The sequence below is a fragment of the Methylobacterium nodulans ORS 2060 genome (assembly GCF_000022085.1).
In the GTDB taxonomy this organism is placed as follows: Bacteria; Pseudomonadota; Alphaproteobacteria; order Rhizobiales; family Beijerinckiaceae; genus Methylobacterium; species Methylobacterium nodulans.
Genome location: NC_011894.1, coordinates 3579591 through 3604917 on the forward strand (window position 1 = coordinate 3579591; position 25327 = coordinate 3604917).

Genomic DNA, 25327 nt, shown 5'->3' on the forward strand with positions numbered 1-25327 from the left:
CTCAAGCATGACGGGGAAGAGAGCGGGCGAGTTCAGACACCGTTGACCACATCGCAGCAATCTCCGCTGTTGCGCGCCCATGCGGGTCGTACTCGTCGACGGACTGGCCGGTGATGAGGGCGTGCGACAGGCTTGCACGCTGGGACACCTGTCCAGGCAGAACAGGCGCCCCCATGCTGGCCAGGACGGCCCGGGTTTCCGCGACGGCGCTCGTCTGCCGCTCGCCGCGCGTGGTTGGTGGAGCGGCGTTGATGATGCAGGCCATGGGTGCCTTGAGGCTGCGGGCCATCGCGAGTGTCGCGCCTACCGCATCAAGATCGAATGGGCCGGGCCGCACGGGGATCAGGGTCAGAGTTGCTCGGCTCATGAGAGTCGAGATCAGGGAGGTATTGTGAGGCGGGCTGTCAATCACAGCCCAGGCGACGCCCTCTCGCCGGGCCGTGCTGAGAACCTCCGGCACAGCCTGAGCACTGGCACGGGTGAGGCAGGGTGTTTCGGCTGTGCGCCGTCCGTGCCACATGGACAGCGAACCCTGCGGGTCGGTATCGACGAGGAGCGTCTTGCCGTCACGATCAGCGAGGGCGCTCAAGTGCACGGCGAGTGTGCTCTTGCCAGCCCCGCCCTTCTGAGCTGCGATCAGGATCACATGCACAGCCGTTCTCCTCAGGAGCGCTGAGTCTTCATGGATTCAAGGCTGTGGCGCTATCGCGAGCATGCTGCACAAGCGGCTCTGTGCGACCACCTCCGAACTGGCAGGAAGAGCAAAGCGAGAGCGAGACGCCGCTTAGCCTCCGGCAGCAATGGACAGGGCGCTCGCTATGGCTTTGCCGCCCATTGCCTTCAGTATTCATTATAGATGCCGATGCTTAACGACGAGTTAAAGCTATCGCCAAATGCAATATGCGGGCAGGATTCCTAGAAGAGCCATCGAGCCATTCATGCGCATTGGCAAGGCGAATGCCGCAGTGCAACATGAAGCTGAGGTTTCTACCGTCGGCTGGGGCGGCCTGCGGCCATTTCGACGCTCACTTGGTCGTTGAAAGTGCGAAGGGCGCCTGCCCCGCTGGTCGGCTCCTGGCACGTGAAAGCCACTCCCGTGACAACGCCGCCGAGATGGATTCACCCATCCCCGCTCGTTGTGATGGAAGCCGCAGGGGCAAAGATCACGATGGGTTCCTTGCGTCCGGCGAGAGGTTCGTGGCCGATCTCCCGCCACGAGGCATGATCCGATGAGCCTTCGACGGCAGCCCCAGAGGCTAGGATCATCTCGCCATATCGCTTCGTTGCTTGCTCGAGACGCGAGGCGACGTTCACCGCATCGCCCAACACCGTGAACTCCATCCGCTCCTCGTCGCCGACGATGCCGCAGAACACCTCGCCGACATGGATCCCGATCCCGATCCGCACGGTATGAGGCAGTTCGCGTGTGGCGTTCCAAGCCTCGACGATCCGGACGAGGTCATGCGCGAAGGCAAGAGCGCGAGCTGCGTCGTCACCGCCCTCATCCGGCACCCCGAACAGGATCAGCGCTCCGTCGCCGATGAATTTGTCGACGAATCCGCGATGCGTGCGCACGCAGCCCAGGATCCGAGTCCTGAAGGCGGTGAAAAATTGCGACAGGCGCTCCGGATCCATGCCTTCGGCCATGCCCGTCGAGTCGCGGATATCGACAAAGACGATGACGGCCCTCTGACGGCGCCCGCGGCGGAGATCGGCGTCGCCCGCCGCCACCCGGGGCGCGATTTCGGCCGGAAGAAAGCGCGAGAGGCTGGCTCGTCCGACGGCGTCCTTGACTGCGGAGGACAGGAGCCGTCGCGAGCGGATGATTCCGAAGGCCGTGGCTGCTCCGGCCAGGAGGATCAGCTCGAGCCGCATCACATTGATCGGCATCGAAAATAGCCGGCGCCAAGCCGGGACCCCGGTGCCGGCGGTATCCAGGACCAGGCGATGATCGAGCCCGATGGCGATCGCAATGAGGCCGAGCGCCAGGAGAGCGATGGCAGAAAGCTGAACCCTGACGTCGTAGCGCAAGGCGCCGACCGCCAGAACCAGAGGCACCGCCCAGACGATAGGAGCGGAGGGCAGGGCGTTGCCGGGCAACTCGCGCTCGCCAATGGCCAGAAATGCGATGACGAGCACGAGCCCGACATCCAGCACCATGAACAGGTAGGCGAAACCATGATGCCAGCGCTGCGGTTCGGCGAGAACGATGCTGGCCGCGCCAATAAGCAGGAATCCAAGTGAGGCAATCCAGGCATTGCGCTCGAACGAATCGAGAGACACGTCCACCAAGTGGCGCAGTACGTGATCGGCGGCGATCACCGTCACAAAGATGCAAATACCGATCGCCACGCGCAGCCACCCGATCAGTCGCTCCGCCGCAACCTCATGGCGGCTCATCAGTGCAGCGACGAGATTGCCTTCCAGGGGGCGACTAGGGATGCTGATAAAAGGCTCTGCCTCTTGCGGCGTATCATCCGCGCGCAGATCTGGCCGCATGACGGCCTCCTGGCTCCTCGGCTCGGCAGGGCGGGCCATTGCCGGATTAGAGCATGGCCGCCCCCCTGCGGCTAGCCGGTGCATGAGCACCGTTGCTTCGCCCTCCTCCACCGTCTTCGCATGGAGCCGCGGGCCCGCCTGATCGCCTGGGCGATTCGCGCACCACCCGGGACGGTCAAGCCGGATCGGCAGCCGAGCATGCGGTGCGCCGGCTATCAGGTGTGAATCACGGGGATGACTCGCCAGAACCGCGGACAGAACAGCGCAGTCGCGTGCGGCAAGCCACCGGGCAGCGCGACCTCCTCCACCTCAGCGCGCATACTTCGCCCAAACGGAACGGCAGTGGAGGCGGCAATGCAATTCCTCGTCGAGCAGGATGAGCCCGGCCAATGGCGATGGCGGCTGATCGGTCGCAAGGGTGAAACGTTGATGTTGTCTGACGAGATCTACGATACCAAGCCGGAGGCTGCCGACGCGGCCTGCTTGCACGCGCACTTGATCGAGGCTGCCTCACGCCGGATGGTGGCGCCCGTTTCGCCGCCGAAGCGTGCACCGCGGCTGGTCCCCCGTCGCCCGATCTTCACTCCGCACTGATCCCGCAGCGGGGGGTCAGCTCCGCTCCGGCATCGCGGGGCAGCACGAGGGCATGAGCGCTGCCCTCGCCTCGGTCGCGCGGCGTCAGCGCACCGGCTCCCACCGCTTCCACCTGCACGTCGTGATGCCGCCGGCGGTGATGACGGTGTGCTGCGCGAAACCGCCGGCCGTCCGGCACCGGACCTCATTCGGGAGGATGTCCGGCACGGCGCGCTGACGGTGCATCGGAACGAGGAGGCGGGCCGCGTCGTTCTGCCGCTCATGATCGGGCTGTTCTGCTTGGCGGCCCTCGATGCCGTGATCCCGAACGAGACCGGAGCCTCGTCGCGGTCGCCACGGCCTTGCCGTTCCGGGTTCGCACTCCGCTCCGTTTGTTCGCACAAGGGGCAGGTTTCACCCTGACCCCGAAGTCGATCGGATTGTCCGCTTAGCGAAAGCCGAAGGCTTGGATCCCCTGGGAACCCGCCAATCCTGGGTGCCGTTGAACCGAAAACTGGAGGAGACGAGCTATGGCAGAGATGGATACGTCATCGGCTCCGAGCCACCCGCTCATCGAGAGTGATCATATCGAGGGCACCGCTGTCTACGCCGTGGATGGGAAGCGGATCGGAACCATCAAGCGTCTCGTGATCGAAAAGATCAGCGGCCATGTCGTTTATGCCGTCACCACGTTCGGTGGTTTCCTGGGCTTGGGTTCCGAGACCCATACGATCCCGTGGGAACTGCTGCATTACGAGCCGACGCTCGGCGGCTACAAAACGAACATCACGGAGGAGCAGCTGCGCAAAGCACCCGAATTCTCCCGTGGCGACGAGTCTCTCCTGTCTGGGCACGAGAGGAAGCAACTCGTCGACTTCTATGGAGGATACCCCTTGTAAGATCGCCCCGCGCTCGGTCCTCTGATGACGTGAGACTCACGCCCGAGGTGATTCGCGCCCGGGCGACCAAGCTGTCTACGGGAACGGCGCGGGCATCGGGATCCTCGTGACGATCGCCGCGTATTGCTGCCTGGGCCGGTGCCGACCGCGGCAACGCGCTCGGCACCGGCCGTGATCTTGGTCATCTCCACTGCGACGCTGGCCTCCCCCGTGCCCGCGAGGCGCTCGCACGCGAGAATGCACCCGAGGCGCAGCGGCGATCAGGATCCTGGCCGACAATGAGACCGGCGAGCTGGAGAACGTCGCGATCCTCGGGCGATGCGCCGCGGCCGATCGTCTTGTTGGTGCCGCCCGCCAGCAGGCCCTCCAGCACCTCTGCAATAACCCCTTTTGCCTGATGCGGCCCTATTGCTTGTCGGCATGGTCAAGAAGAGATCGCATCGCATCGAACTCCTTGCCGAAGTTAGCCCAATCCCCGCGTTTCAAATGCTCTACAGCTCGCACGTAGTGGCCACGAAGGAGCTCCCGAATGCCGCCACCAGCCAATTGTGCCGCCGTCGCTTCCGGTGATGGAGCGCCAGCCCGCTGCCGGAACAGGACTGCCAATGCATCCGCAAGCGTCTCCTCCATCACGACCTGCTCGCCATAGGCCGCGATCACCCGCTTGAGCTCAGGTATTTGTCCCTCCTCCGCGCGCAGGTAGAGAGGAGACACGTAGAGGAGTGAATTCTCAATCGGAATCACATGCACGTTGCCCCGGATGACCCGTGACCCACGCTGATTCCAAAGTGTGATCTGTTGCGAAATGGCCGTGTTCTGGTTGATTCGCGCCTCGATCTGAAACGGCCCGAACACCAGTTTGTCCTTCGGAAACTCGTACACGATCAATTCGCCATAATGGGCCGGGTCGCAGCGGGCAGCGATCCAGGCGATCATATTGTCCCGCCGAATCGGGACCATCGGAGCCATGAGAATGAACTCTGCCTCCGCCTCGCCGGGCAAGCGAATAATCATGTAGTAAGGAGCCATTGTTCCCCCGTTGCCGTCCAGCTGACGCGGCAACTCCCAAACGTCCTCCCGATTATAGAACACCTCCGGAGTGCCCATGTGGTACGTGCGGTAAACCTGAACCTGAGCGATGAACAGATCCTGCGGATATCTTAGATGTCGCTGCAGGTCAGCCGGCATGCGTGACAGCGGCGTGAACAGTTCCGGGAAAATACGGCCATACGTTCTAGCAATTGGATCCGAGGGAGCAGCCAAGTAGAACTTGATCGATCCGTCATATCCGTCAATGACAACCTTCGCCGCGTTGCGGATGTAGTCGAGCTCGCCCCTGGAGACCGTCTGGGCATACGGGAAATAGTTGCTCGTCGTATAAGCATCTTGGATCCAGACTATGCGCCCATCCGTGATGACTGGATATGGATTGCCGTCCAGGCGAAGGAACGGCGCAATGGTGTGCACGCGCTCCTTGACAGCGCGGCGGAACAGAAGGCGGCTCTCCTGCGTGATATAGTCGGTGAGCACAACGCTTGGGTCCTTGAAGTACCAGGCGAACAGCATCCGCCACGCAGTGCTGCCGATGGGTATGCCCCGGGCTCCACCATACCTGGCGAAGACGTTTGCATTGCCTTTAGGATAATCGAACTCGGGAACACTGCTATTGACAATCACATAGGGCGAATTCACTTCTCCAAAATAGATGCGTGGCTCGCTGATCGGTGGCCCGCCGTCCGCGACTGGCGGAATATCCCTGAGGTAGAAAAGCGGCAGACCTTCGGCACTCTTGCGGTTGACGGGGCTCATTACGACGCCGCTTCCATGGGTGAACAAGATATGGCGGTTGACCCAAGTCTGCGCGCTGGAGGGTAATCGGGACGTATCGATCTCGCGAGCTGCCAATGTCACCTGTCGGTAAATCCCGCTCAGCCAGTAGCGGTCCACATCGGCGGTATGAAACCTGTAGTAGGTTCTGATCTCTTGAAGCTGCCGGTAGGTGTCGATCAATGGCCCACCGTCCCACAGCCGGATATTATCGATGGTGGGCTGATTGGCCTCCAGAAGCATCGGGGTGAGACCCTGCTCGGCTGCAAACGGCCGTACGGCAACGTTCTGAAGCCCATATGCTGCGCGCGTCAGGTTGATGCTTCTCTGGATGTACGGTCGTTCGAGGTCCAGTTCATTGGGTTTCACCACCAGGCTTTGGAACACGGTGGGAACCACTTCGCCAAAGACAAGGGAGCCCCCGAAGACCAGTACGACGGCCGCGACGGGGAGCCTGCGGCTGCAGATCCGCACATTCGCGAAGGACAACATGGCTCCGATCAGCGCGAGGGCGACAAGAACCGAAATCAAGGGCAATGTAACGTTAACATCGGTATAGCCCGCCCCCACGAGAATGTCGTTATTGGAATAGAGCAGAAGGTAACGGTCCAGAGCGTAGGACCCAGCCTTTACCGTCAGAAGCGCGCCCAGCAGCGCCGAACCGTGGGCAATGGCCGCCCGGGAAACGACGGTGCGCGGGCCCAGTTGGACGCTTCCGAGTGCCGCATAGACGGCAAGTGCAGTGGCTGCGCTGAGAATGATAAGAGTGAGCGCCCAATCCTTAAGTGTGACATAGGCCGGCAGCGAAAAGAGAAAGAAGCCAAGATCTGCTCCGAACACAGGATCGGCATCTCCATATGGCACCTGGTACAGGAACCGCAGGAAGAGATCCCACTGGCTCGCTTGGTACAAGGCGACGAGAAGGCTCGCAAAAGAGGCCGCCGCAGCCAGGATCAAACGGAGGTATGGCGGGCCAGGGTCTGCTCCGCTGGATATCCGAAGTCGAGCGACATCGCTGCCGAGGACCAGCGCTCCAGACTGTGCCCGCATTCCGAGCCGGAATGCTAGCCATTCATTCACCCAAAGGGCAGCGATGCTCATCGAGAACACGCCCAGGAACACGGCTGCCTTTGTGGCCAGGGCCATCTGGAATACACTCAGGTAGCCAAGATCGGAAAACCACGCCCAATCGATTATAACATCGGCCGCAATGCTCAGGACCAGCAAACAGAAGATGGCGGAGATGGCGGTCGCCACGATGCGTACCATGGTCGTCATGCGCCTCTGTCAGGTGCGCTCTCGTCCCACAGCCACGAAAGGCTTGCACAGCGGGAGCGTTATCTTCGCTCAACCCAAAAGACAGCCCATCTCGAAAGATATTACAACTTTGCGGTTTCTTTGGCTATGGCCCGCTCTCGATCCTTGATGACGTTGCCCCCACGGGAGTGGTCCGCCCTGAAGCATGGTTTTGAGCCAACGGAGGGCGGACCTGATGGGAACCAACAAGCACGAGCCTGCGGCGGTCGTGGCCAGGCTGCGCCAGTGGACGTGCTGGTCTGAGCTGAGGCCCAGCGTGCCTGATCGCTTACCCCTCGTCGGCGGGTCGCACCGCGCAACCGGGGCACCGGCGTTGGAGCCGCCGGGGCTGACGCGCGCGACGCGGGAACGAAGAAGCCCGCCGCGGCGGGGCCGGGCGGGCTCGATGCCATCCGGATGTCGTGGTTGTCGGCTGCGTGGGGCGGCTGGTGCAGGTCGCCCGCAAACCTGCTAACGCGTGCCTCGTAGGACCGCCCAGATCTGTGAGGCTGGACCTGACCTGACCGGCTGGTCGCAGGCGGAGCCGACCTGCGCCCGAGTTTGCTTCAAGCCCGAACAGCCCTTTACCTTCCATTGCAGTCTTTTGCCATCTGCTGCCAGGATGGTGTCCACCGCCCGCGCGATCTGAGCCTTGGCGCTGTAGTGGATCATGTGACCAAGACCCGGCAATAGAGTCAGCATGCTCCCTGCCACCTCTTCGTGAAGGCGGCAGGATTGCCCGGCAGGGTCTACGATCGCGTCTGCGTCTCCGCTGAGGATCGCCAGCGGCACCCGCAACCCACGGTAATGCGGTCGGAGCAGGGCCGCCGCCGCGTTCATGCTCGCCGTGTCCTCCGCGCTCGCGCGGGCCTGGGTCGGGTGAATCGAAAGGCCGACGGGGAAGCGGGCCTGGAAGCAGGCCGGGACGGCCTGCGGCCTGAAAACGCGCTGGAACACCTGCGGGGCAAGCAGGTGAACGAGCGCGGGCGGCATCAGTGAGCGGGCCGCGTCCCCGATGCCCGGGACGGCCAGGGGTGTGATCAGCGCAACGTCAGCCCGCCGGACCGCATAGTAATAGCCGGACAGGAGAACGAGGCCCCGCACTGCATCCGGCGCCTGGACCGCGAGGGCCAGCGACACGAGGGTGCCCCAGGAATGCCCCACGATGATGGGGCGCTCGACGCCGAGGCGCTCCAGCACGCGATGCACGAGCCGTGCTTGGGCCGATGCCGTCCAGATGCGGTGGCGCGGCCGCTCGGTGTGGCCGAAGCCGGGCCGGTCGATGGCGATCACTCGGTAGCGTTTGGCTAAGCGATCGACGAGGCCGGAGATGACGAAATCCTCCGCCATGGTGCCGTTGCCGTGGATCAGGACCACAGGACGGCCCTTGCCGCGTGCGATGTAGTGAACCTGCAGCCCGTCCACCTCGACGAATTGCCCTGCAGGCCTTGTTGCCTCGTCACCCCGCGCTCTCGTGAGCGTCATAGCCCGCCCGGCCTGCCGCGCAGCCTTATGGCTCTGGCGGGCTGCGGCCCCGGTGAGCTTGGCGCCCGATTTCAACAGCTTGGCGACCGCCTCGGTAACGCCGGAGGAGACGCGGCGGGAAGCCCGCTTGGAGGCGCGCCACTTGGCAGTTGAGAGCACGACAGATGATTCTCCGAGCTGCTGCCCTGCTGAGGGCAGACCGTTGCGGCGGAGGCGCAACAGCTGAACGGCACCTATGGCTGGCGGGGCATGTCCAGCGCCCTCAAGGACCCTCCGCGCCCTCCTGCGTGCGAAGCTTCTTCGGTGTCACCGTGACGCTAGGTTGTTCAAATCGGCTAGCAAGCTCCCCCGGTCGGACGGCTCCCTCTCTACAGGGCGAACACGAACTCACGCTCCGACCGTGGCAGCCGAACCGACAACCATTGCACCAATGGCTGCAATGCGAGAGTGCCGAGCCAGATTTATACGGACCAGTTGAACGGCTCAGCAGTTAACGACCCGTGAATGCCGAGCGCAGAACAGGGCTCCTCGGCGCGAGGCCACGCTGCCATGAGCCTGGAGAAGTCGCCCGCCCGTTCGTCTGCGACGACGCGATCAAAGACCTGAGACAGGGCTCAGTGCTCTCGGCTGGCGCGTCCTGCACGGCCTGCTCGCGCTCGATCCGGTCCAGGATCTCGGTCTGGCGGCGGCTCTCCTCGCGGAGGATCCGCACGCCCTCAGACACACCCGGCCGTGTTGGACGTTGCGTTGGACGCAATCGTGCCCTGCGGGCGTTTCGTTGAGGGTCCCGGCTATCTATCTGTAAGCAAAGGGGAAATGTTGAAAACAGCTGGCGGAGAGAGAGGGATTGAAACTGCACTGATAAATAATGACTTTTTGGCGCGATTGCCTCCCCGCCCCACCATCAGCCCCACCAACTGGTTCGCGTTGCGTCATGGACACATGCGCCCGGGATCGGGCCGTGAGGATCGGAGGAGAGTGAGGCTTGGCGGCTCTCGTGCGCCGCCTCGCCCGCGGGTAGCGTCCCGCCATGGCCGACTCACCCGCCCTCGATGCCCCCTCCCCCGCCGTCCTCGAATGGAGCCGCGGGCTCGCCAGCCTGTCGCCGGGCCGGCCGCCATGCCCGGGCTTCCGGCCTGATGAGTAGGTCGAGACGCTCGCGAACTGTCGGAGGTTATGTACCGGTTCGGCGTCGACTACGGACAGGCCTTCCGCAGCCAACGTGCGGGCACAGCGGGCCCATGAAGCCCCGGGGCGCCAGCTCGCCGGCCGATGATAATACCGTCGTGCGGCGCCGCGCCCGCCTATGAGCCTCCCTGCGCCCTCCAGGGCCATCTCAGCGGCTCAACTCGCTTATAATCAAAGCTCACCGGGAACCGGTCTGATTATGAGTGGGCAGACACAGTCAGTGCCGGAATCCGATCTTGAAGCCGATCCAGTGCGACTCCGTCGGGCGAGAGGGTTCTGATATGTAGAGCTTGGCGGAACCGTCGCGAAGGCTACCGAGAAGGTAGATAGGATCAATGAAGTATGTTCTTCGTGATTTAGCATTAGGAACTGAAAGTGAGGTCGAAATCGGCAAAACCGAGTTTGACAGCATAGTATCTGCTACGAAAATGTTTTCGGCTGCAACCGATATCGAAGAATTATATGACTCAGTTATTGAAAATTACTATGAATACGAGCATGAGCTAATCACAATATTGCAACGTAATATGATATTTAAAGGGGAGGAGTTTATTTACTGGAAGTTTTCAGGAATAACCAGTAGGCGTTTGATGAATTTTATGTCTTCCGCACGCTCTTATATCGATCAAGTTCCCCAACATCTTGATACAATATTCGGTAAAATTTCTGATGAAACTCGATCATTCAATGAAGAGAAATCAATACAGTACGACTCGATGCTCGGATACCGTGTGCTTGAAGCGCTTCGTAATTATAGCCAACATCATGGATATCCAATCCATAACGTATCGATTGGTATGAATTGGCACGGAGATCGCAATCCAGCTGTATGGAAGCATTATATTAACCCGACCATATTTGTCCCTGCTCTAGCTCGTGATCCAAAATTCAAGCGCTCTGTACTTAAAGAACTAGAGCAGCTCGGAGAGCATGTTCCAATAAACCCCTTTGTCCGAGAATATATCGAAGGTATAGCTAATATTCACTCTAAAGCAAGGCATTTGTTAGATCCTATGATTCATGGAGCTAGATCTTTGCTCGATATACATGTAAAATCTTTTAAAGATTCGTTGCTAAATGAGGATAGAAGTGATTTGGACTTCATAGTAGCAGAAAAGTACGACAACGAGTCTGGAGCTTCAGAGCAAATATTTTTACCAGAATATGCATTGAAATTTCACGATTATTTTAGAAAAAAGAATAACTCTCATGAAAACATATCGCGACGCTATCTAACAAGCGAGCAGTGTTAGCCATCGATAACATAGGCCGACCGCCTGAAGAAGCACTCTGGACGATCCCGCGGCACAAGCCGGGGCGGTATCGGGGGATTCCGGTGTGGGAGTTCGGGCGGTAGTAGTGACGGTAGCGGCTATCCGTAAAATGCTCCTCAGGCGCCCAATTGTGGCACTGGAATATCAGCTTTTGCAACGTTCCAAATTCCGACAGATTTCCATTCGCCCTCTTCAAAGCACTCGACCCTAAAGGATCCTTCTGAAGAAAACGGAATAGCAAATCCAATTGTCGGTATCACCTGAGTCGTTCGAGGCTTTTCCACTTCCAATTCGGCATCAAATTTTGCAAATTCGTCCCCAGATGGCCCTAACAGTCTGACTTTAAGTTCATATTTCTTATGATCGCCAAATTCTATGACTAGGATCAGCCTAAAACGCAACCCGGCCGGAAACTGAGGCACACCTATATCGGAACCATAAGTTCCTATAATGATGTGCTTGCCAGTAACTTCGGTTCTAACGTCATCGGCCAATAGAGCCGCGCGCACAAATGGGCCTGTGGTGCTCATCGTGCATCCTCTAGAAACTTGAATTTGACGCCGCCAGACAGTTGAATAGATTGCTCATTAGTGCCGCTGATCGCATCATAATCTACATGCCAATCAGTTTTCGACAACATTTTCGCCGAACTGGTCGAAACTGCTTGGTTGGTATCAAGGCTAAATTTAACACCTGTTGGTCTGGCGTCAAAATTAACCTTCCTGCCTTTTAGCTCTTCATACGATATCGGATCGAGAGGAAGGTGATACCCGAGCGCCTCCAAAAAGACAAACAGCGTCTCGAAATCAATAGAGCCGCTGGTGCCGTTCAGGACTCGCGAAACGTATCCCTTGTCCTTGCCCAAAGCTTCGGCAAGGTCCTTCGCTTTCAAGTTATATTCCTCGGCCCGCGCCTTAAAAGCCGATCGAAGCGCAAAAAACATCGCCGTACGCGCCTCTGCTCTGAGGTCGTCCTCATGTTCTTTGCTAATTTCGGTCGGCTTAAACTGTGTCATAGAACGAAGTCCGTCAGTAGGCTTGAGCGAGCGGTGATCAGACGCGAATGATTGGGGAAGAGGGTGTCCCACTCCGATTTAGCCCTCGTCCGTGTAGGCATCCAACCTCGACCTTCTTGTTCAAGAAGACTGCGCGCTTTTTGTGCGATTGCCACAAACTCTCCGGGCCGCAGAAACCCACCCAATATCCTGTGATGCGGATTAAAGACGACTCTGAATGCATACAGTCCCTCAAAGGGCGGCTTGAGAGGTTTGAGCTTTACATCGTCGTCGAAGTCTTCTCCTATCACAAATCTCTTTAGGAACATCCTAACGTCCGATCGATAGTCTCGGTCTCTTTGGTCTATATCCTCTCGGTACAGCACCCAGTCGCGGACCTCTGGTGTCATCCAAAGCCTACGCTTGTACGCCTCGTGCGGGCGACGGTGCGGGTTGTATAGGTAAAGGCGCTTCTCCTCCCTAAGCCCGTCTATATGGGCTTCGGTTGACCTCGAAGTCAACTGGGACCCCCCCGGGAATTGCGAGCGCCACGGCGTGGCGCATCGCGTGTGATCGTAAGGGGTGGAAGACCACACTCTTGCAGTCGGCTCAAACGCTAGGCCCCCACCCCTCCATGCCCGACACCCCCCACCATCGGCGAGCTGTACAAGCTCAAGCACATCACGGACGAGCAGCTCGACGCGGCCGTCCGCGACTACCTGAACGACCCCACGCCCGGCATGCGGCTGATCGCGGAGGGCGTCGCCCTCGACGTCGCCGCGGTCGTGCTGGCCCACCCGTATGTCCGCGACGTGCTCGCACGGGAGAATGCGCCCGAAGCGCAGCGGTGCGTGGCGGTCAGAACTGCGATCCTACTGGACTAAGAATTCCTGCAAAGGGCAGATATACTTTGATCCCCCCTCCCGCATGAGAAGAGGAAGGCTTATCTGTTTGTGGAACGCAAAATATCGGCTCCATGGCTCGTAATATAGTCAGATACACGCTTAACAAGCATATAATCTGGAATGCATCGCAGCTCTTGAAACGATATTTTGTCTATTTTGTCCTGATATCTTTTATCTAGGCTAGTTATAAGTAGCCCATCTTGCTCTATGAACACAGCGACTTTTAACCAAGATTGCTTAGTATCTGCAACGAGCCTGCCGATGCGCTTCAATGTAGAGAGCGCTTCTTCCGCGCAAGGGGGCCTGTAATCATTTAAATCACTCATATGGTCTTGCCTTGCCCGTAGGTTATCCGCGCGATTGATAGCTGAAAAAATCTCTAACTACAACATCATTGGCGATTTCAAATGTGAGGCTCACGCGATGTGCCGCAACCCGCGCCGCGCCTACGATGAGCATGGCGCGGCCTGCGTGCTCGCCCTCGATGCGCGCCTGGAGCCGTGGCGGGGGACGGCGGCGCTAATGGTGGCGGCGCTGGTGACGTAGGAGAGATTTTCTCGCGATCCGCGCATTGACCCGCTTGACCCGCAGCCAAGCGTGTCCTAAATTGCGGACATCGGATGGGGGTTGGCCCCGCCGGAACCGGGTAGGAGACCCGCCATGCCCGCCATGAACGCCCACTGCATGCTGACCGCCATCGCCGCCACCCTCGCCGAGGGCGAGCAGGTCGAGGTCCGTGTCACCTACGCTCGCGGGCGTACTTTCGTCGTCCATTATCGCCTGACGCGCAACAGCATCAGCCAGACCGGTCGCTCTTGGAATGGGCACGGCACTCTGCGCGCCGAATACGCTCGTCGCGTCGTCGCCTCGCGCAAGCTCGCGAAGGCGGCGTGATGGTCGACCTGGTCGCCCGCATCGATGAGGCCGCCGCGAGCGCGGCGGTCATCGGTCACTGGCTCGACGCCGTGCACGTCAGCCTCCCGCTCGGATCGGACACCGCTTGCCTTGGATTGGGCTGGAAGCTACGCGGGGGCGGCTTGGAGCCTCACCGCGCGCCCGCACCGGGTGTAACCATGCGCGGCTATTCCAAGCCCGCCGACACCCTCATCGGTATCCCGCGTCCAGGCGAGCGCGAGGTCATCGCGGCGGCGTGGCGGTTTGGGGCGCCCGACCTCGTCCGCACCGAGCGTCGGCCGCTCCCGCCGAACAGCGACCCGCGCGAGGATAAGTGGGGCCTGACACGCACGTTCGGCGGCTTCGGTGGCCTCTCCAATGCGTTTGGATATCATCCGCTGGAGATCAACGACGGCACGACGGGATGGATGGTGGAGGCCGCCGCGGCGCAAGGCTTCGTGAGCTACCTGTTCCGGCCGGGCCGGGGCTGGATTGCAGGGAGAGAGACCCGCACCGAGGATCCCTCTCTCGACGCGGACGGGCACCGCTGCGCTCCCGTGCCTGCCTGGGCTACCCCGGAACCCTTGGGAATTGCTGACGCCACCGCCGACGGCCATCAGGCGGTATGGACGTTCTCGCGCGGCCACAAGTTCATCAGCCTGGAGCGCTGGCGCGAGCGGTTTGGCGGACAGGATCAGACGTGAACCACCTGCTCAAAGACACGGGAGAGGCGCTGTATGGGCCTCGCTGGCAGACCGACCTCTCTCACGATCTGAAGGTCAGCGACCGCACCATGCGTCGCTGGGCGGCAGAGTCGGCGGACCTGCCGCCCAGCGTCACGGACGACCTCGTGCAGCTGTGCGAGGAGAGGATTGTGCGCCTTCAGTATCTCGTCGAGCGGCTGAAGGCAGCCGCAGCACATCGGGCAACCAGCGAAGGACCTCCCCCCTGACATGGCCCGCGTCGCCGCCATTCTGCGCTGCATTGCCGATATCTGGGGCGACCTCTGGGACGTGCGCGAGGAGCGGCCGACCCCGCACGGCTTCCCGGTCTGCCTTGGCTGGCCGCACGGGATGCCGCGCGGTCAAGGCGCCGGCGGTCCGCGCGTCGTGGTGACGACCGAGCTCGCCCGGCACATGGAGTGGTGGCGCGCCGCCGGCGGCGCTCGCAGCGGCGCGGTGCTGGGCCTGCCGATCGGCGCCTCCACGATCAAGCGCATCCGGCGGCTGCTCGGGCATCACTACATCGCCGACCAGGCCGCATGGTGGGAGGCGCGGGCCGAGGATCTGGCGGACCTCACGATCGAGGCCTTCGCGGCGCGTCACGGCTGCTCGGTCGGCGGCGCCTCGCAGGCGCGGGCTGCCCTCTTCGGTCCATCGCTGCGCCCGGCCGGCTGGTGGCGGGCGCCGGACGTGGCGGCGGTGATCCTGGCGGACCGGCCACGGGCGGATATCGCGGATGACCTCGGCATCTCGGTCGGGACGGTCGGGCGGCTGCGGTGGATGCTGCAGCAGGACCGTCACAGATAGCGCTTGCCCCGACAGTCCCGCAGCTCGTAGCAGCCGACAAGCGCCCGCACCTCCGCGGCCGTGAGGCGGTAGACGACGCGGCTCCCTCGCATCACCGCCGCCGTCCAGGTCTGCGCGCCGCCAACCGGATCGTAGGTCACGTCGATCTGGTCCCCCGCAACCTCGTACCGGCCGTCGTAGGGCAGCGCCCAGGTCCGCACCTCCCCTTTGTGGTCGCACGCCCAGACGGTCTGCAGGGTGGCATCCGCATTGGCCATCGGCTCCCCTCCATCCACGCGAGACTAGCGCGGGCGCCGATGATAGAACAAAATCAGAACATGCAAGCTGCCCAGATGGAGCAGCGCGGAGGCGAGCCATGGCGACGGCGACCACCTACCTGATCCAGACCTTCGAGCTTAAGCGGAAGCGCCTCGTGCCGGGCACTCGCGATGTGGCGCCAACCGGGAGCGGCGCGCTCAAGCGGGCCGAGGCGATTGCGACCCGCAAGCCGGGCGCCGCAGCTCTCCAGATCCGGGCCGACAACGAGACCGGCGAGTTGGAGAGCGTCGTGATCCTCGGCCGCTTCGGCGAGGTGCCGGAGGACTTCGTCGAGATGGTCGCGGGCGGTTGAGGGCCCTGCCCTGCCCACGAGAGTACCTGGCTGACACTTACATCGGAGGCGCCCATGTCCCGCAACGGTATCCGCATCCCACCCGAGCACGTCGAGGCCATCAAGGCCGCCCGGGAGTTGCGCGAGGCCCTGACCAGCAACATGCACAAGCTACCGTACCGCTCGGTCAGCCGCGGCGCCTACAAGGTGCTCATCGAGAACATCGACGAGCTCGGCCTCTTCGTGACCGGCGAGCCCGACTACTTCGTTCGGAAGATGCACTCGTCCGCGGACTTGGGGATGCCCTTACTTAAGGACCGGAAGTGAGTCCCTGTGACCGCCCGTGAGTACCACATGGCGCTCGCGGCGCTCGGCCTCACGCAGACCGCCGCCGCGAAGCTTCTCAGGTGAGGAGGCGATCCGGCTCGCACTGCCGCCGGCCGAGTGAACGGACGGGGCGGGCCAGCCCGCTGCCGGCGCACTATAAGGGGTGGTCGGGCGGGACGTGCGATGGCCCGATGAGAACGCCCGAAAACTAGATTCTGCTATGGACCCGCAGCCTTAAATCGACTTTGGAGGTACTGGATGATATCCGGCCGGTGACTCGGGCCGCGTTGCAGGGCATAGGCTCTGGCGAGCCCTGGCCGCTGAACGCAGCCTCAGCCAGTCCCGCAAAAGCTCCACCACGCTCTTTAGTATCGATCGGCAAAGTGCTCGTGGGCTGCCAAGTTCATAGCATCCTCTTAGAGTGCGATCAGGGCTCGATCAGCTGGCGAGACACGGAACAGAGCTTTGGCCAATCGCGTTTCCAATACGTTCGCTTCAGGAGCTTTCTATGGGGCGGTTCCACCGGCACGGGGTTGAGAGCACGGCGGCCATTGCCGGGCATCCTCTTCATCACATGCTTGTGGTTTTTCCGATCGCCTTCCTTATCGGGGCGTTCGCGACCGACCTGGCCTTCTGGGGCACCAAGAACCCGTTCTGGGCCCAGGCCTCCTATTGGCTATTGATTGCCGGCATCCTCACCGCGCTCGTCGCTGCGCTTCCGGGATTCCTCGACTTCTTCACGATCGACAAAGTGCGCGACCTTTGGATCGCGTGGACCCACATGATCGGTAACCTCATCGTCGTGGTGCTCGCGATCGTTAACGTCTGGCTGCGTTGGACGGATGCAGCCGAAGGCGCCCAGGGCTGGGGCCTCACTTTATCGTTCCTCTCGACCGCCCTGCTCTTCTTCAATGGCTGGCTTGGCGGCGAACTCGCCTACCGCTACGGAATCGGCGCGATCCCGGACGACAGCCCCGAAGTCGAGCAGTTCCATACGCCGGAACCGCATCGTGCCGACCGCAGCACCTTAGGGTAACACCGCGGTCTCATGACGCCGTCCGGGTTGGCTGTTTTGCTCTCTAGTGCTTTGTCAGGCTCCAACTGATGGGTAGAGACTGCGCAGCTTGTCGCGGGCCTGAATGGCAGTGAAATGCCCCGTCACCTTGGCCTGTGCGATACGCTGGTCCAAGCACTGGCGGAGCTATGCGGGAGATTGGGTGACGCGGGAGGCGTGAAGGTGGCGTATCGAGGCGGGTGTCGAGCCTGCCAGAGCCTCTCAGCGAGAGCGATACGCCGTGACAACACCTACCAACATCGTGCCGCCTGCGTCAGCCCGAGGAGAGCTGCGCACGGGCGCCCGCCGCCTGCTCGCCCAGGCATCACTGGCTGTGGAGGTACTTGGAAACTTGGCGTTGTCACGGGAACGCTTTTTACTTACCAGTGGCGGGCTGGCGGGACAGGGCACCCTCCGCACTTTCAACGACTTAGCGGACGCCGAGATCGCCGCGGACGGCGTCAAAACGCGCTTTACTTGCAAGATGTGACAATGCCGCCCGAACGGCGTCCAGATCGATGTTGTCGTATCCGGCACCGTACCAGATCACGCCGCGGAGCTTCGGATATCGATCGAGGAAAACGTCATCGACGCGCTGGCGCCAAACCAGCGCTACCAGAGCGTCGGCATGGGGTTTCTCGGCCAGGGCCGGGCCGAGGATCGCCCGTTCGACGCCGGGGTCACGGATATGTGTCAGTGATGAAAACGCTTGCGGTCGGAAGGCTCTTCATGGGTTCAGGATGGCGTGACGGCGGCCGATATCGAATTCCTGCTCGCTATCTCGGCCAGTGCCGGTGGATATGGGCCGGCCCTCCGGTCGACGACGGGTGAGCGTGGCTGGGATGGATCCCGGCCCACACCCTACCCCCTGCAGGTGTCCGCCAGCGCCGGGAGTTTTGGCAGTGGCCCCTCGTTCAGGAGCGAATTGTGCTCGCCCAGCCGCGGGGGCGGCCGGCGCGCGGCCATGGAGCGGCCGCCTATCGCGAAGCCTGGCATGACGATATGGCCTGCCGCGGGGTGGTGGACCGTCGTCAGCACTCCGCTCTCGGCCAGCAGTGGCAGGCTTGCCACGTCGTCGTAATCCGAGACGGCGGCGCAGATGATGTCGGCTCCTTCGAGCCTCGCGACCCATTCGCCCGTGGGTCGGTGGCGAAACGCGCCGGTCAGCTCCGCCGTCAGCGCGTCGCGATTGGCCATGCGCTCGGACAGCGTGCCGAAGCGTGGGTCATCAGCGAGATCGGGGCGGTCGAGGGCGACGCAGAGTCGGCGCCAGCGCTCCGGCTGATAGGCAGCGACCAGAACATAGCCGTCCGCGGTCTGGTATGCCTCGTTCGGCGTGGCGTAAGGCGCGCCGCTTCCGCACCGCACCGGCAGCTCCCCGGTGGTTAGATAGCTGGACAGCGTCACCTGCTGGAGCATCACCGCGCTCGTGAACATGTTGACATCGAGATGGCCGGGGACCGAGCCGGCAGCGCGCTGGTTGACGGCGGCGAGGATCGCCAGGGCGGCATGGTAGCCCGTCACCATGTCGATGATGGGGGCCTGGACCTTGGAAGGCGGCTCGCCCTCATGGCCGATCACGCTCATGAGGCCAGATACGGCCTGGACGACGCCATCGACGCCGGGCTTGTGGGACCAGGAACCATGCTGGCCGTAGGCCGAGATCGAGCAGTAGATCAACCGCGGGTTGATGGCCCGCGCCGCCTGGAAGCCGATACCGAGCCGGTCCGCAACACCGGGCCGGAAGCTCTCGACGAGGATGTCGGCCGTCGCGATCAGGGCGCGGGCGCGCGCCCGCCCCTCCTCGCACTTCAGATCGAGCGTGACGCTGCGCTTATTCCGGTTGAGCGAGAGGAAGACCGTGCTCTCGCCTTCGATGAAGGGCGGCCCGAGCGTCCGGCCGATATCGCCGGTTGGCGGCTCGATCTTGATGACATCCGCGCCCAGATCCGCGAGAATCATCGTCGATAGGGGCCCGGCGGCGACCTGCGAGAAATCGATGACGCGAAGGCCATCGAGCGTCCGCTCAAGTGGATGGGCGGCAGGAGCCGCGGCCTGGGCAGCAGTCGGGGTCGTAGTCATCGTCCAGAAAACCTCGGTTTGCGTTTCTCTGCAAAGGCGCGGCGGCCCTCCGCACGGTCCTCGGTGTCCTTCATGATGCCGAAGACCATCTCGGTCAGATCCATCAGAGCGGCGCGCGGCAGGACTTCGCATTCGCGAGTCATCCGCTTCGTGGCCATGAGGGAGAGCGGCGCGTTCTCGGCGATCGTCCCGGCGAGCTCCGCGGCCCGCCGGCCGAGTTCTGCCGCCGGCCAGACGTCACTGACGAGGCCGATCCGGAGGGCTTCGGCAGCATCGATGCGGGCACCGGTCAGCAGCATCTTCATGGCATGCGCCGCAGGGATCGTGCGCAGCAGGAGCGGACCGCAGACGCCGGCGACGCTGCCGACCTTGACTTCCGGCAGGGCGAAGCTCGCTGTGTCGGAGGCCACCCTGAGGTCGCATTGCAGCGCGAGCTCCATGCCCCCGCCGAGGCAATGCCCGTTCACTGCCGCGATGAGCGGCTTCCAAATCCGCAGCCGCTCCAGGTTCATGAAGCGCACGTAGGCGCCCCGCTCCGTCGCGATGGGATCGGAGGCGGTCCAGGCCTGGGCGTAGGAGTTCGCGCTCGGCGGCGTGCGCTTGAGGTCCGCACCGGCACAGAAGGCCCGCTCGCCGGCGCCGGTCAGCACGATGACGCGCACGTCCTCGTCGTCCCGAGCTGCCAGAAGGGCCTCCCGAAGCTCGGCCTGGGCTGCGACGTCGAGGGCATTCAGGGCCTCCGGCCGGTCGATCGTGACCGTGGCGACCGCACCCTCTCGTGAGATCCGGATCGCCATGTCAGACACTCGGGCTCGACAGGCTGCGGCCGCCGCAGACGTAGATGAGCTGGCCGGTGATGTAGCTGCTCGCCCGGCCTGCGAAGAACACGGCCGCCTGCGCGATGTCCTTCGGCGTGCCGATCCGCTGCATCGGCACGCTCTTCTTGAGGCGCTCCTGCACCTCGGGTTCGAAATTCTGGAAGAGCGGCGTCTCGACGATGCCGGGCGCGATGGCGTTCACCGTGATGCCGTTTCGGGCGAGCTCGATCGCGAGGCTGCGCGTCAGGCTGACGACACCGCCCTTCGCGGCCGAGTAGTTCGCTTGGCCGAAGCCGCCGAGCCAAGCCCGGGACGAGATGTTGACGATGCGGCCGTAGGCCCGCTCGATCATCCCCGGAACCACGGCCTTGCACATGAGGAATTGCGACTTCAGGTTCACGGCGATGACCGCGTCCCAGTCGCTCTCGTCCATCTTCACGAGCCTGCGGTCGCGGACGATCCCGGCGTTGTTCACGAGCACGTCGATCCGACCGAAGGCGGCGTGAACGGCCGCAACCGCCGCCTCGACCTCAGTCCGGTTCGTCACGTCAGCGGTCGTCGCCACGACCCGTCCACCGCCGAGGTCGCCGATTTGCCGAGCGGCGCCCTCGACTGCCGCCCGGTCGAGGTCGAGGAGCGCGATGTCGTAACCCGCCCGCGCGAGACTTTCGGCGATGCCGAAGCCGATGCCGCGGGCCGCGCCGGTGATCAGCGCGACGTCCTTCTCTGCCATAGCTCAGACTCCGAGGATGTGGACCGACGAAGCCGCGTGGTCGACGCCCGCGATCCCGCCGCCCGTGCATTGCGTGAGGCCGATCCGCGCGCCCTCGACCTGCCGGCCCTCCGCGCGCTCCTGAAGCTGCCAGGCGATCTCGACCATCTGGGCGACGCCTGTCGCACCGAGCGGATGCCCCTTCGCGAGCAGCCCTCCGCTCGGATTGACCGGGACGCGGCCGCCGAGCTGCGTCTCACCCCGCCGGAGCAGGTCCCCGGCCTCCCCCGGCCTCGCGAGTCCGAGCGCCTCGTAGTAGAGGAGTTCCGCGATCGTGAACGCGTCGTGCAGTTCTACGACGTCGACATCCTCCGGCCCAAGGCCGGCCTGCTCATATGCGAGCCGCGCCGTGCGGGCGGTGATCTCGGCGTCCAGGATATTGTCGCAGCCCGCCTCGATATGCCCCGACTGAACGGCCGAGCCGAGGATGCGGACCTTCGGGCGGCCGTCTGCGAGCGGCTTCGTGGTCAGCACCACGGCGGCCGCCCCGTCGACCAAGGACGGGCAGCATTGAAGGAGCGTCAGCGGCTCCGCCACGGGCCGGGAGGACAGCACTTCCTCCACCGTCACGGGCTTGCGCTGCTGGGCCAGGGGATTGCGGGCGCCGTGACGACGGTTTTTGACAGCAATCTGCGCCAGCAGCTCAGGGCCTTCGTTGCGCTCGTGAAGGTATCGCATGCCGCGCATCGCGTAGACCGTCGGCAGCGTCATGCCCTGCCTGGCGTAGCGGTCGGTCTTGTAGTCGTTGCGCTGCAGCGGGATCGTGCCGCCACCGAGCTTGGTCAGTTGCTCGACGCCCCAGACCAGGACTGTCTCGTAGAGGCCGAGCCGCAAGGCTTGGCAGGCGAGGTGGACGGCCGTGGCTCCGCTCGCGCAGGCGTTCTCGACGTTATAGAGGGCGGGACCGGTGATGCCGAGGTCGCGCATGAGCACTTGGCCGAGCACCATGCCGCCATAGACGTTAGCCGCGTACATGGCGTCGATCTCGTCAAGCGCGACGCCGGCATCCCGGAGCGCACCCAGCGCGGCGGATTGCGTGAGATCCTGCATCGACTGGTCGTCGTGCCGGGCGAAGGGCGTCATGGCGGCGCCGGTGAGAAAAACGTCGGGCTTCATCGGGTAACCTCGTCAGCAGGCACGAAAACGTATTCCTCGGCCCCCGCCCCCTCGTCGGAGGGCGAAGGCGCTACGGCGCGGACCGTCATGCCGATCCGCGGCCGCTCGCCGTTTGGCAGTTCGAGCCGGCCGAAGACCCTCACCTCTTCAGGAAAGTCGGCGTAGATCAGAAAGAATGGCGGATGACCAGTCTTCGGGTTGGGGTGGATAACGGTGAAGCTGTAGACAGACGCAGTCTCCGAGAGGGTGATTGTTTCGTAGAGCGGCCGAGCCGGTGAAGTCTCCGGCACCTCCGGAAACACACCGCGACCCGTTCTCTTGTCACGAGAACCGCTCAACCAGAGTGTTTCCGGCTCCAGTCGTCCTCCCTGTACCCGCGATTGCACTGAACTATGCATCTTGTTCTCCGCTCGCCTCCGTTTTCGAGACGGAAGCTAACCGGAATGTCCGGACCTGCAGAGCGAGATTGCGGCGGGCGATCGTTGACGAAAAAACAACGACACCCTAGCGTGCTGCATGGACCGTCTGCCGCCGCTCAATCCGTTACGTGCCTTCGAGGCCGCAGGCCGCCTGCAGAGCATCCGCCGCGCCGCTGAGGAATTGTCGGTGACGCCGGGAGCGGTGAGCCGCCATGTGCAGAGCCTGGAGATGTTTCTCGGCGTACGGCTGTTCCGGCGTCATGCTCGCGAGATTGTGCTCACGGCCGAGGGTGAGCAGTACCTTGCGAAGGTGAGCGAGCATCTGGATGGTATCCGCGAGGCGACCCGGGCGCTGACCGGCCGCCGCGGCAAGGACATCCTGCGCATCCGCGCCTACACGACCTTCGCGATGAAGTGGCTGATCCCGCGGCTCAGCAGCTTTCACGCGGGCAACCAGACCACGGAGGTCCGGCTGACGACCTCCAACGAAACGGTCGATTTCGACCGGGAGAACCTGGACGGGGCTATCCGGCTCGGCGACGGGCGCTGGCCTGGCGTCGAACTCGACCGGCTCATGCCGAACGAGCTGGTGCCGCTCTGCACGCCTGAATACGGGCGGCGGCACGGCCTGCAGAACCCGGAGGACTTGCAGGGGACCCTTCTCCTGCATTCGCTGGTGCGATCTGATGATTGGCAATATTGGCTGAAGGCGGCCGGGGTCAGCGGAATCGATCCGTATTCCGGCGACAAGTACGCCAGCTCGACGCTCGCCTATCAGGCGACGCTCGAAGGCCACGGCATCATGATCGCCCAGAAGGCCCTGTTTCTCGACGACCTGCGGGCCGGGCGCCTCGTCCAGCCCATCCCGTTCTCGCTCGATCGCGGCGCATTCACCTACTACCTCATCTATCCGCGCCGCAGCTCACGCAATCCGGCCTTCCGCCGGTTCCGGGAGTGGCTTCTCGACGAGGTCGAGAGGATCGAGCAGCCCGCCGCCCTTCGCTCCGAGAGCTGACCTCCTGAGCGCGCTGCGCGCCCTCGGCCGCCAGCATGATTGAGCAAAACTCACGCTCAGCCTGCCGAATAGTCGATTGTCGCTGCACTCCGGCACTCTCACATTCGCCCCGCGATTTTGACCGGCCTCGCGACGGCCGGGACGCAAGCACAACATGGAGGAAACTATGGATGCGACCCATGCCGGAGGTGCGACCATTGTCGCGCTCGACCCGGCGCCGGCGGCACTCACCGCCGACCAGAAGCGGGCAATCGCGGCCGCCACGCTCGGCACCGTCGTCGAATGGACCGACTGGCTGATTTACGCAACGTTCGCCCCGCTGATCGCCGCACAGTTCTTTCCGCCCGGCGACCCGGTCGCCTCCCTGCTCTCGACCTTCGCGATCTTCGCCGTGGGTTTCGTGATGCGCCCGATCGGCGGAGCGGTGCTGGGGGCCTTCGCGGACCGTTACGGGCGCAAGCGCGGTCTCACCCTGTCGATCTCGCTGATGGCCCTGGCCTCCTGCGTCATCGGCCTCTGCCCAGGCTACGCCTCGATCGGCATCCTGGCGCCAGCCATCCTGATCCTCGCTCGACTCATCCAGGGCTTCTCGGCCGGCGGCGAATTCGGCTCCGCTTCGGCTTTCCTGATTGAGTCGGCGCCGCCGAACCGTCGCGCCTTCGCCGGATCATGGCAGCATCTCGCCATCAATGCGGGCGTCCTCGTCGCGTCGTGCCTCGGCTTCGCTCTCACGTTTGTCGCCGATGATCGGGGGATGTCAGATTGGGGCTGGCGGATCGGCTTCATCGTCGCCGGCTGCATGGGTTTCATCACGCTGTGGATTCGCAATGCGGTCCGTGAGACGGAGGTCTTCGAGCGCCGCGCGGCCACCCGGACCCTGGTGCGTCATCCCTTCCGCGCACTCATCCGGGACCATCAGGGCGCGGCGCTGCGGGTGATCGGTATCGCGATGGCCGGAAATCTCGTTAACTATATCTGGATGGTTAGCTATCCGAGTTACGTTCATATCACAACCGGCATGCCGTTGCGGCAGAGTTTCGTGGCGAGCATCGTCTCAGTAGGGGCATCGCTCCTGGTTATCCCATTCGTAGGGCTGCTCGCCGACCGGATCGGACGCCGGCCTGTCCTGATTACCTTCGCGTTCGGGTCCGCCCTCTACGCGTGGCCGAGCCTGATGCTAATCACGAACGATCTACCAAGCGCTATCGTGATCGAGACCATTGCTCTCGTGCTGAGCAGCGGCTTCGCGGCGACCTGCGCGGCGGTGATGGCGGAGCAATTCCCGTCCGAGATCAGAGCCACCGGTGTCGCGCTTCCCTACGCCATCTCAGTCACGCTGTTCGGTGGAACTGCGCCATACATTGTCACAGCGATGAAGGGATGGGGCTATGGCGATATGATTTGGCTTTATGTCGCCGCAGTGTGCATCATTGGTGGCTTTGTGTACGTCGGTATGCGGGAAACTAAGGGAGAGGTGCTGCGCTAAAACCTTCTTTCTGCTGGGGTGAGGCGCGGGCAGGAGGTGTGAGCGGCAGGCTCCAAGGGCGTTGGGGGGAGTGTCTGACCCTCACCCGGAACGCCGACGTGGACGTCCGCCGCTCGCGCACAGCTTGCGCGCGCTAGCCTGCCCCATTTCACAAATATTGACAGGGAGCTGAGGCACACCCAGTTGGCGACGACCGTCCAAACGGCGTTGAGGGCGGCCCGAACGTTTCATACCAACAGCCCAAGATGCTGACGCATCGGGCTGTTGATCCATCTCGAATTGTCGA

At 62.9% G+C, this 25327-nt stretch carries 29 protein-coding genes; 16 read left to right on the forward strand and 13 right to left on the reverse strand.

Annotated features, from left to right (window positions below):
* Window position 1: 1 nt before the first annotated feature.
* Both MNOD_RS16350 and MNOD_RS16355 read right to left on the reverse strand, forming a co-directional pair.
* Window positions 2–652, reverse strand: a complete 651-nt coding sequence (locus MNOD_RS16350; protein WP_015930032.1) for a ParA family protein — start codon at window positions 650–652, stop codon at window positions 2–4.
* Between the two features lie 467 nt (window positions 653–1119).
* Complete coding sequence (locus tag MNOD_RS16355; protein WP_015930033.1) at window positions 1120–2499, reverse strand: adenylate/guanylate cyclase domain-containing protein; 1380 nt, start codon at window positions 2497–2499, stop codon at window positions 1120–1122.
* Between the two features lie 354 nt (window positions 2500–2853).
* Here MNOD_RS16355 and MNOD_RS16360 point away from each other — a divergent pair, with 354 nt between their 5' ends.
* The 3 genes from MNOD_RS16360 (at window position 2854) to MNOD_RS16365 (ending at window position 3971) form a co-directional block, all read left to right on the forward strand.
* Window positions 2854–3093: a YegP family protein gene (locus MNOD_RS16360; protein WP_015930034.1), complete on the forward strand. Its 240-nt coding sequence runs from the start codon at window positions 2854–2856 to the stop codon at window positions 3091–3093.
* Between the two features lie 52 nt (window positions 3094–3145).
* Window positions 3146–3310: a hypothetical protein gene (locus MNOD_RS46675; RefSeq protein ID WP_157091481.1), complete on the forward strand. Its 165-nt coding sequence runs from the start codon at window positions 3146–3148 to the stop codon at window positions 3308–3310.
* 292 nt (window positions 3311–3602) lie between these two features.
* Window positions 3603–3971: a PRC-barrel domain-containing protein gene (locus tag MNOD_RS16365; RefSeq protein ID WP_015930035.1), complete on the forward strand. Its 369-nt coding sequence runs from the start codon at window positions 3603–3605 to the stop codon at window positions 3969–3971.
* A 405-nt stretch (window positions 3972–4376) separates the two neighbouring features.
* On the opposite strand, the gene MNOD_RS16370 is transcribed toward MNOD_RS16365, so the two are convergent.
* Both MNOD_RS16370 and MNOD_RS16375 read right to left on the reverse strand, forming a co-directional pair.
* Entirely contained in the window at window positions 4377–7067 is a 2691-nt protein-coding gene (locus MNOD_RS16370; RefSeq protein ID WP_015930036.1) for a UPF0182 family membrane protein, read from the reverse strand.
* A 498-nt stretch (window positions 7068–7565) separates the two neighbouring features.
* A complete protein-coding gene (locus tag MNOD_RS16375) occupies window positions 7566–8738 on the reverse strand; it encodes an alpha/beta fold hydrolase (RefSeq protein ID WP_015930037.1) in 1173 nt (390 codons plus the stop codon).
* A 1364-nt stretch (window positions 8739–10102) separates the two neighbouring features.
* On the opposite strand from MNOD_RS16375, the gene MNOD_RS46680 reads away from it, so the two are divergent.
* Window positions 10103–11020, forward strand: coding sequence for a hypothetical protein (locus tag MNOD_RS46680; protein ID WP_015930038.1), 918 nt, complete (start codon window positions 10103–10105; stop codon window positions 11018–11020).
* A gap of 137 nt (window positions 11021–11157) precedes the next feature.
* Here the strand turns inward: MNOD_RS46680 and MNOD_RS46685 are convergent, their stop codons facing one another.
* Both MNOD_RS46685 and MNOD_RS43435 read right to left on the reverse strand, forming a co-directional pair.
* Window positions 11158–11571 carry a DUF6941 family protein gene (locus tag MNOD_RS46685; protein ID WP_157091482.1) on the reverse strand — a complete coding sequence of 138 codons (414 nt, stop codon included), beginning with the start codon at window positions 11569–11571 and terminating at the stop codon, window positions 11158–11160.
* Window positions 11568–12056: a helix-turn-helix domain-containing protein gene (locus MNOD_RS43435; RefSeq protein ID WP_015930039.1), complete on the reverse strand. Its 489-nt coding sequence runs from the start codon at window positions 12054–12056 to the stop codon at window positions 11568–11570. Before MNOD_RS43435 ends, MNOD_RS46685 begins: the two co-directional genes overlap by 4 nt.
* Window positions 12057–12688: 632 nt before the next feature.
* Between MNOD_RS43435 and MNOD_RS16385 the strand changes: the two genes are divergently transcribed.
* The 6 genes from MNOD_RS16385 to MNOD_RS16405 all read left to right on the forward strand — a co-directional run bounded on the left by MNOD_RS16385 (window position 12689) and on the right by MNOD_RS16405 (window position 15363).
* Window positions 12689–12919 carry a hypothetical protein gene (locus tag MNOD_RS16385; protein WP_083786459.1) on the forward strand — a complete coding sequence of 77 codons (231 nt, stop codon included), beginning with the start codon at window positions 12689–12691 and terminating at the stop codon, window positions 12917–12919.
* Between the two features lie 444 nt (window positions 12920–13363).
* Complete coding sequence (locus tag MNOD_RS49985; RefSeq protein ID WP_015930041.1) at window positions 13364–13486, forward strand: hypothetical protein; 123 nt, start codon at window positions 13364–13366, stop codon at window positions 13484–13486.
* Window positions 13487–13600: 114 nt separating this feature from the next.
* Entirely contained in the window at window positions 13601–13834 is a 234-nt protein-coding gene (locus MNOD_RS16390) for a hypothetical protein (protein WP_015930042.1), read from the forward strand.
* A complete protein-coding gene (locus MNOD_RS16395; protein ID WP_015930043.1) occupies window positions 13834–14538 on the forward strand; it encodes a hypothetical protein in 705 nt (234 codons plus the stop codon). Before MNOD_RS16390 ends, MNOD_RS16395 begins: the two co-directional genes overlap by 1 nt.
* A complete protein-coding gene (locus tag MNOD_RS16400) occupies window positions 14535–14786 on the forward strand; it encodes a hypothetical protein (RefSeq protein WP_015930044.1) in 252 nt (83 codons plus the stop codon). Before MNOD_RS16395 ends, MNOD_RS16400 begins: the two co-directional genes overlap by 4 nt.
* Before the next feature lies 1 nt (window position 14787).
* A complete protein-coding gene (locus MNOD_RS16405; protein ID WP_015930045.1) occupies window positions 14788–15363 on the forward strand; it encodes a hypothetical protein in 576 nt (191 codons plus the stop codon).
* Here MNOD_RS16405 and MNOD_RS16410 read toward each other — a convergent pair.
* The gene (locus tag MNOD_RS16410; RefSeq protein WP_015930046.1) at window positions 15354–15620 is read right to left on the reverse strand and encodes a hypothetical protein; all 267 of its coding nucleotides are present in this window, start codon (window positions 15618–15620) and stop codon (window positions 15354–15356) included. The genes MNOD_RS16405 and MNOD_RS16410 overlap by 10 nt on opposite strands.
* Before the next feature lie 98 nt (window positions 15621–15718).
* Between MNOD_RS16410 and MNOD_RS16415 the strand changes: the two genes are divergently transcribed.
* The 4 genes from MNOD_RS16415 to MNOD_RS46690 all read left to right on the forward strand — a co-directional run bounded on the left by MNOD_RS16415 (window position 15719) and on the right by MNOD_RS46690 (window position 17823).
* Window positions 15719–15973: a hypothetical protein gene (locus MNOD_RS16415; RefSeq protein WP_015930047.1), complete on the forward strand. Its 255-nt coding sequence runs from the start codon at window positions 15719–15721 to the stop codon at window positions 15971–15973.
* 54 nt (window positions 15974–16027) lie between these two features.
* Complete coding sequence (locus MNOD_RS16420; protein WP_015930048.1) at window positions 16028–16279, forward strand: hypothetical protein; 252 nt, start codon at window positions 16028–16030, stop codon at window positions 16277–16279.
* 508 nt (window positions 16280–16787) lie between these two features.
* Window positions 16788–17315 carry a DUF2231 domain-containing protein gene (locus tag MNOD_RS16425; protein WP_015930049.1) on the forward strand — a complete coding sequence of 176 codons (528 nt, stop codon included), beginning with the start codon at window positions 16788–16790 and terminating at the stop codon, window positions 17313–17315.
* A 259-nt stretch (window positions 17316–17574) separates the two neighbouring features.
* Complete coding sequence (locus MNOD_RS46690; RefSeq protein WP_157091483.1) at window positions 17575–17823, forward strand: hypothetical protein; 249 nt, start codon at window positions 17575–17577, stop codon at window positions 17821–17823.
* On the opposite strand, the gene MNOD_RS50660 is transcribed toward MNOD_RS46690, so the two are convergent.
* From MNOD_RS50660 to MNOD_RS16450, 6 genes are all read right to left on the reverse strand, one after another.
* Window positions 17764–18030 (reverse strand): hypothetical protein, encoded by a 267-nt coding sequence (locus tag MNOD_RS50660; protein WP_083786461.1) that lies wholly within the window; start codon window positions 18028–18030, stop codon window positions 17764–17766. The genes MNOD_RS46690 and MNOD_RS50660 overlap by 60 nt on opposite strands.
* Window positions 18031–18194: 164 nt before the next feature.
* The gene (locus tag MNOD_RS16430; protein WP_015930051.1) at window positions 18195–19415 is read right to left on the reverse strand and encodes a CaiB/BaiF CoA transferase family protein; all 1221 of its coding nucleotides are present in this window, start codon (window positions 19413–19415) and stop codon (window positions 18195–18197) included.
* Complete coding sequence (locus MNOD_RS16435; protein WP_015930052.1) at window positions 19412–20212, reverse strand: enoyl-CoA hydratase/isomerase family protein; 801 nt, start codon at window positions 20210–20212, stop codon at window positions 19412–19414. Before MNOD_RS16435 ends, MNOD_RS16430 begins: the two co-directional genes overlap by 4 nt.
* A gap of 1 nt (window position 20213) precedes the next feature.
* A complete protein-coding gene (locus MNOD_RS16440) occupies window positions 20214–20966 on the reverse strand; it encodes an SDR family oxidoreductase (RefSeq protein ID WP_015930053.1) in 753 nt (250 codons plus the stop codon).
* A 3-nt stretch (window positions 20967–20969) separates the two neighbouring features.
* Window positions 20970–22121, reverse strand: coding sequence for a thiolase family protein (locus tag MNOD_RS16445; protein WP_015930054.1), 1152 nt, complete (start codon window positions 22119–22121; stop codon window positions 20970–20972).
* On the reverse strand, window positions 22118–22519 hold the full coding sequence (locus tag MNOD_RS16450; RefSeq protein ID WP_015930055.1) for a Zn-ribbon domain-containing OB-fold protein: 402 nt from the start codon (window positions 22517–22519) through the stop codon (window positions 22118–22120). Before MNOD_RS16450 ends, MNOD_RS16445 begins: the two co-directional genes overlap by 4 nt.
* A gap of 118 nt (window positions 22520–22637) precedes the next feature.
* On the opposite strand from MNOD_RS16450, the gene gcvA reads away from it, so the two are divergent.
* Together gcvA and MNOD_RS16460 are read left to right on the forward strand one after the other, a co-directional pair.
* Complete coding sequence (gene gcvA / locus MNOD_RS16455) at window positions 22638–23555, forward strand: transcriptional regulator GcvA (RefSeq protein WP_015930056.1); 918 nt, start codon at window positions 22638–22640, stop codon at window positions 23553–23555.
* A gap of 166 nt (window positions 23556–23721) precedes the next feature.
* Window positions 23722–25041, forward strand: a complete 1320-nt coding sequence (locus tag MNOD_RS16460) for an MFS transporter (RefSeq protein ID WP_015930057.1) — start codon at window positions 23722–23724, stop codon at window positions 25039–25041.
* Window positions 25042–25327: the final 286 nt, after the last annotated feature.

Excerpts from the sequence above, each read along its gene's own strand:
- MNOD_RS16355 (WP_015930033.1), bottom strand. The coding sequence starts at position 2,499 with ATGCGGCCAGATCTGCGCGCGGATGATACGCCGCAAGAGGCAGAGCCT.
- MNOD_RS16360 (WP_015930034.1), top strand. The coding sequence starts at position 2,854 with ATGCAATTCCTCGTCGAGCAGGATGAGCCCGGCCAATGGCGATGGCGG.
- MNOD_RS46675 (WP_157091481.1), top strand. The coding sequence starts at position 3,146 with ATGAGCGCTGCCCTCGCCTCGGTCGCGCGGCGTCAGCGCACCGGCTCC.
- MNOD_RS16365 (WP_015930035.1), top strand. The coding sequence starts at position 3,603 with ATGGCAGAGATGGATACGTCATCGGCTCCGAGCCACCCGCTCATCGAG.
- MNOD_RS16370 (WP_015930036.1), bottom strand. The coding sequence starts at position 7,067 with ATGGTACGCATCGTGGCGACCGCCATCTCCGCCATCTTCTGTTTGCTG.
- MNOD_RS46680 (WP_015930038.1), top strand. The coding sequence starts at position 10,103 with ATGAAGTATGTTCTTCGTGATTTAGCATTAGGAACTGAAAGTGAGGTC.
- MNOD_RS46685 (WP_157091482.1), bottom strand. The coding sequence starts at position 11,571 with ATGAGCACCACAGGCCCATTTGTGCGCGCGGCTCTATTGGCCGATGAC.
- MNOD_RS43435 (WP_015930039.1), bottom strand. The coding sequence starts at position 12,056 with ATGACACAGTTTAAGCCGACCGAAATTAGCAAAGAACATGAGGACGAC.
- MNOD_RS49985 (WP_015930041.1), top strand. The coding sequence starts at position 13,364 with ATGTGCCGCAACCCGCGCCGCGCCTACGATGAGCATGGCGCGGCCTGC.
- MNOD_RS16390 (WP_015930042.1), top strand. The coding sequence starts at position 13,601 with ATGCCCGCCATGAACGCCCACTGCATGCTGACCGCCATCGCCGCCACC.
- MNOD_RS16395 (WP_015930043.1), top strand. The coding sequence starts at position 13,834 with ATGGTCGACCTGGTCGCCCGCATCGATGAGGCCGCCGCGAGCGCGGCG.
- MNOD_RS16405 (WP_015930045.1), top strand. The coding sequence starts at position 14,788 with ATGGCCCGCGTCGCCGCCATTCTGCGCTGCATTGCCGATATCTGGGGC.
- MNOD_RS16410 (WP_015930046.1), bottom strand. The coding sequence starts at position 15,620 with ATGGCCAATGCGGATGCCACCCTGCAGACCGTCTGGGCGTGCGACCAC.
- MNOD_RS16415 (WP_015930047.1), top strand. The coding sequence starts at position 15,719 with ATGGCGACGGCGACCACCTACCTGATCCAGACCTTCGAGCTTAAGCGG.
- MNOD_RS16420 (WP_015930048.1), top strand. The coding sequence starts at position 16,028 with ATGTCCCGCAACGGTATCCGCATCCCACCCGAGCACGTCGAGGCCATC.
- MNOD_RS16425 (WP_015930049.1), top strand. The coding sequence starts at position 16,788 with ATGGGGCGGTTCCACCGGCACGGGGTTGAGAGCACGGCGGCCATTGCC.
- MNOD_RS16430 (WP_015930051.1), bottom strand. The coding sequence starts at position 19,415 with ATGACTACGACCCCGACTGCTGCCCAGGCCGCGGCTCCTGCCGCCCAT.
- MNOD_RS16435 (WP_015930052.1), bottom strand. The coding sequence starts at position 20,212 with ATGGCGATCCGGATCTCACGAGAGGGTGCGGTCGCCACGGTCACGATC.
- MNOD_RS16440 (WP_015930053.1), bottom strand. The coding sequence starts at position 20,966 with ATGGCAGAGAAGGACGTCGCGCTGATCACCGGCGCGGCCCGCGGCATC.
- MNOD_RS16445 (WP_015930054.1), bottom strand. The coding sequence starts at position 22,121 with ATGAAGCCCGACGTTTTTCTCACCGGCGCCGCCATGACGCCCTTCGCC.
- MNOD_RS16450 (WP_015930055.1), bottom strand. The coding sequence starts at position 22,519 with ATGCATAGTTCAGTGCAATCGCGGGTACAGGGAGGACGACTGGAGCCG.
- gcvA (WP_015930056.1), top strand. The coding sequence starts at position 22,638 with ATGGACCGTCTGCCGCCGCTCAATCCGTTACGTGCCTTCGAGGCCGCA.
- MNOD_RS16460 (WP_015930057.1), top strand. The coding sequence starts at position 23,722 with ATGGATGCGACCCATGCCGGAGGTGCGACCATTGTCGCGCTCGACCCG.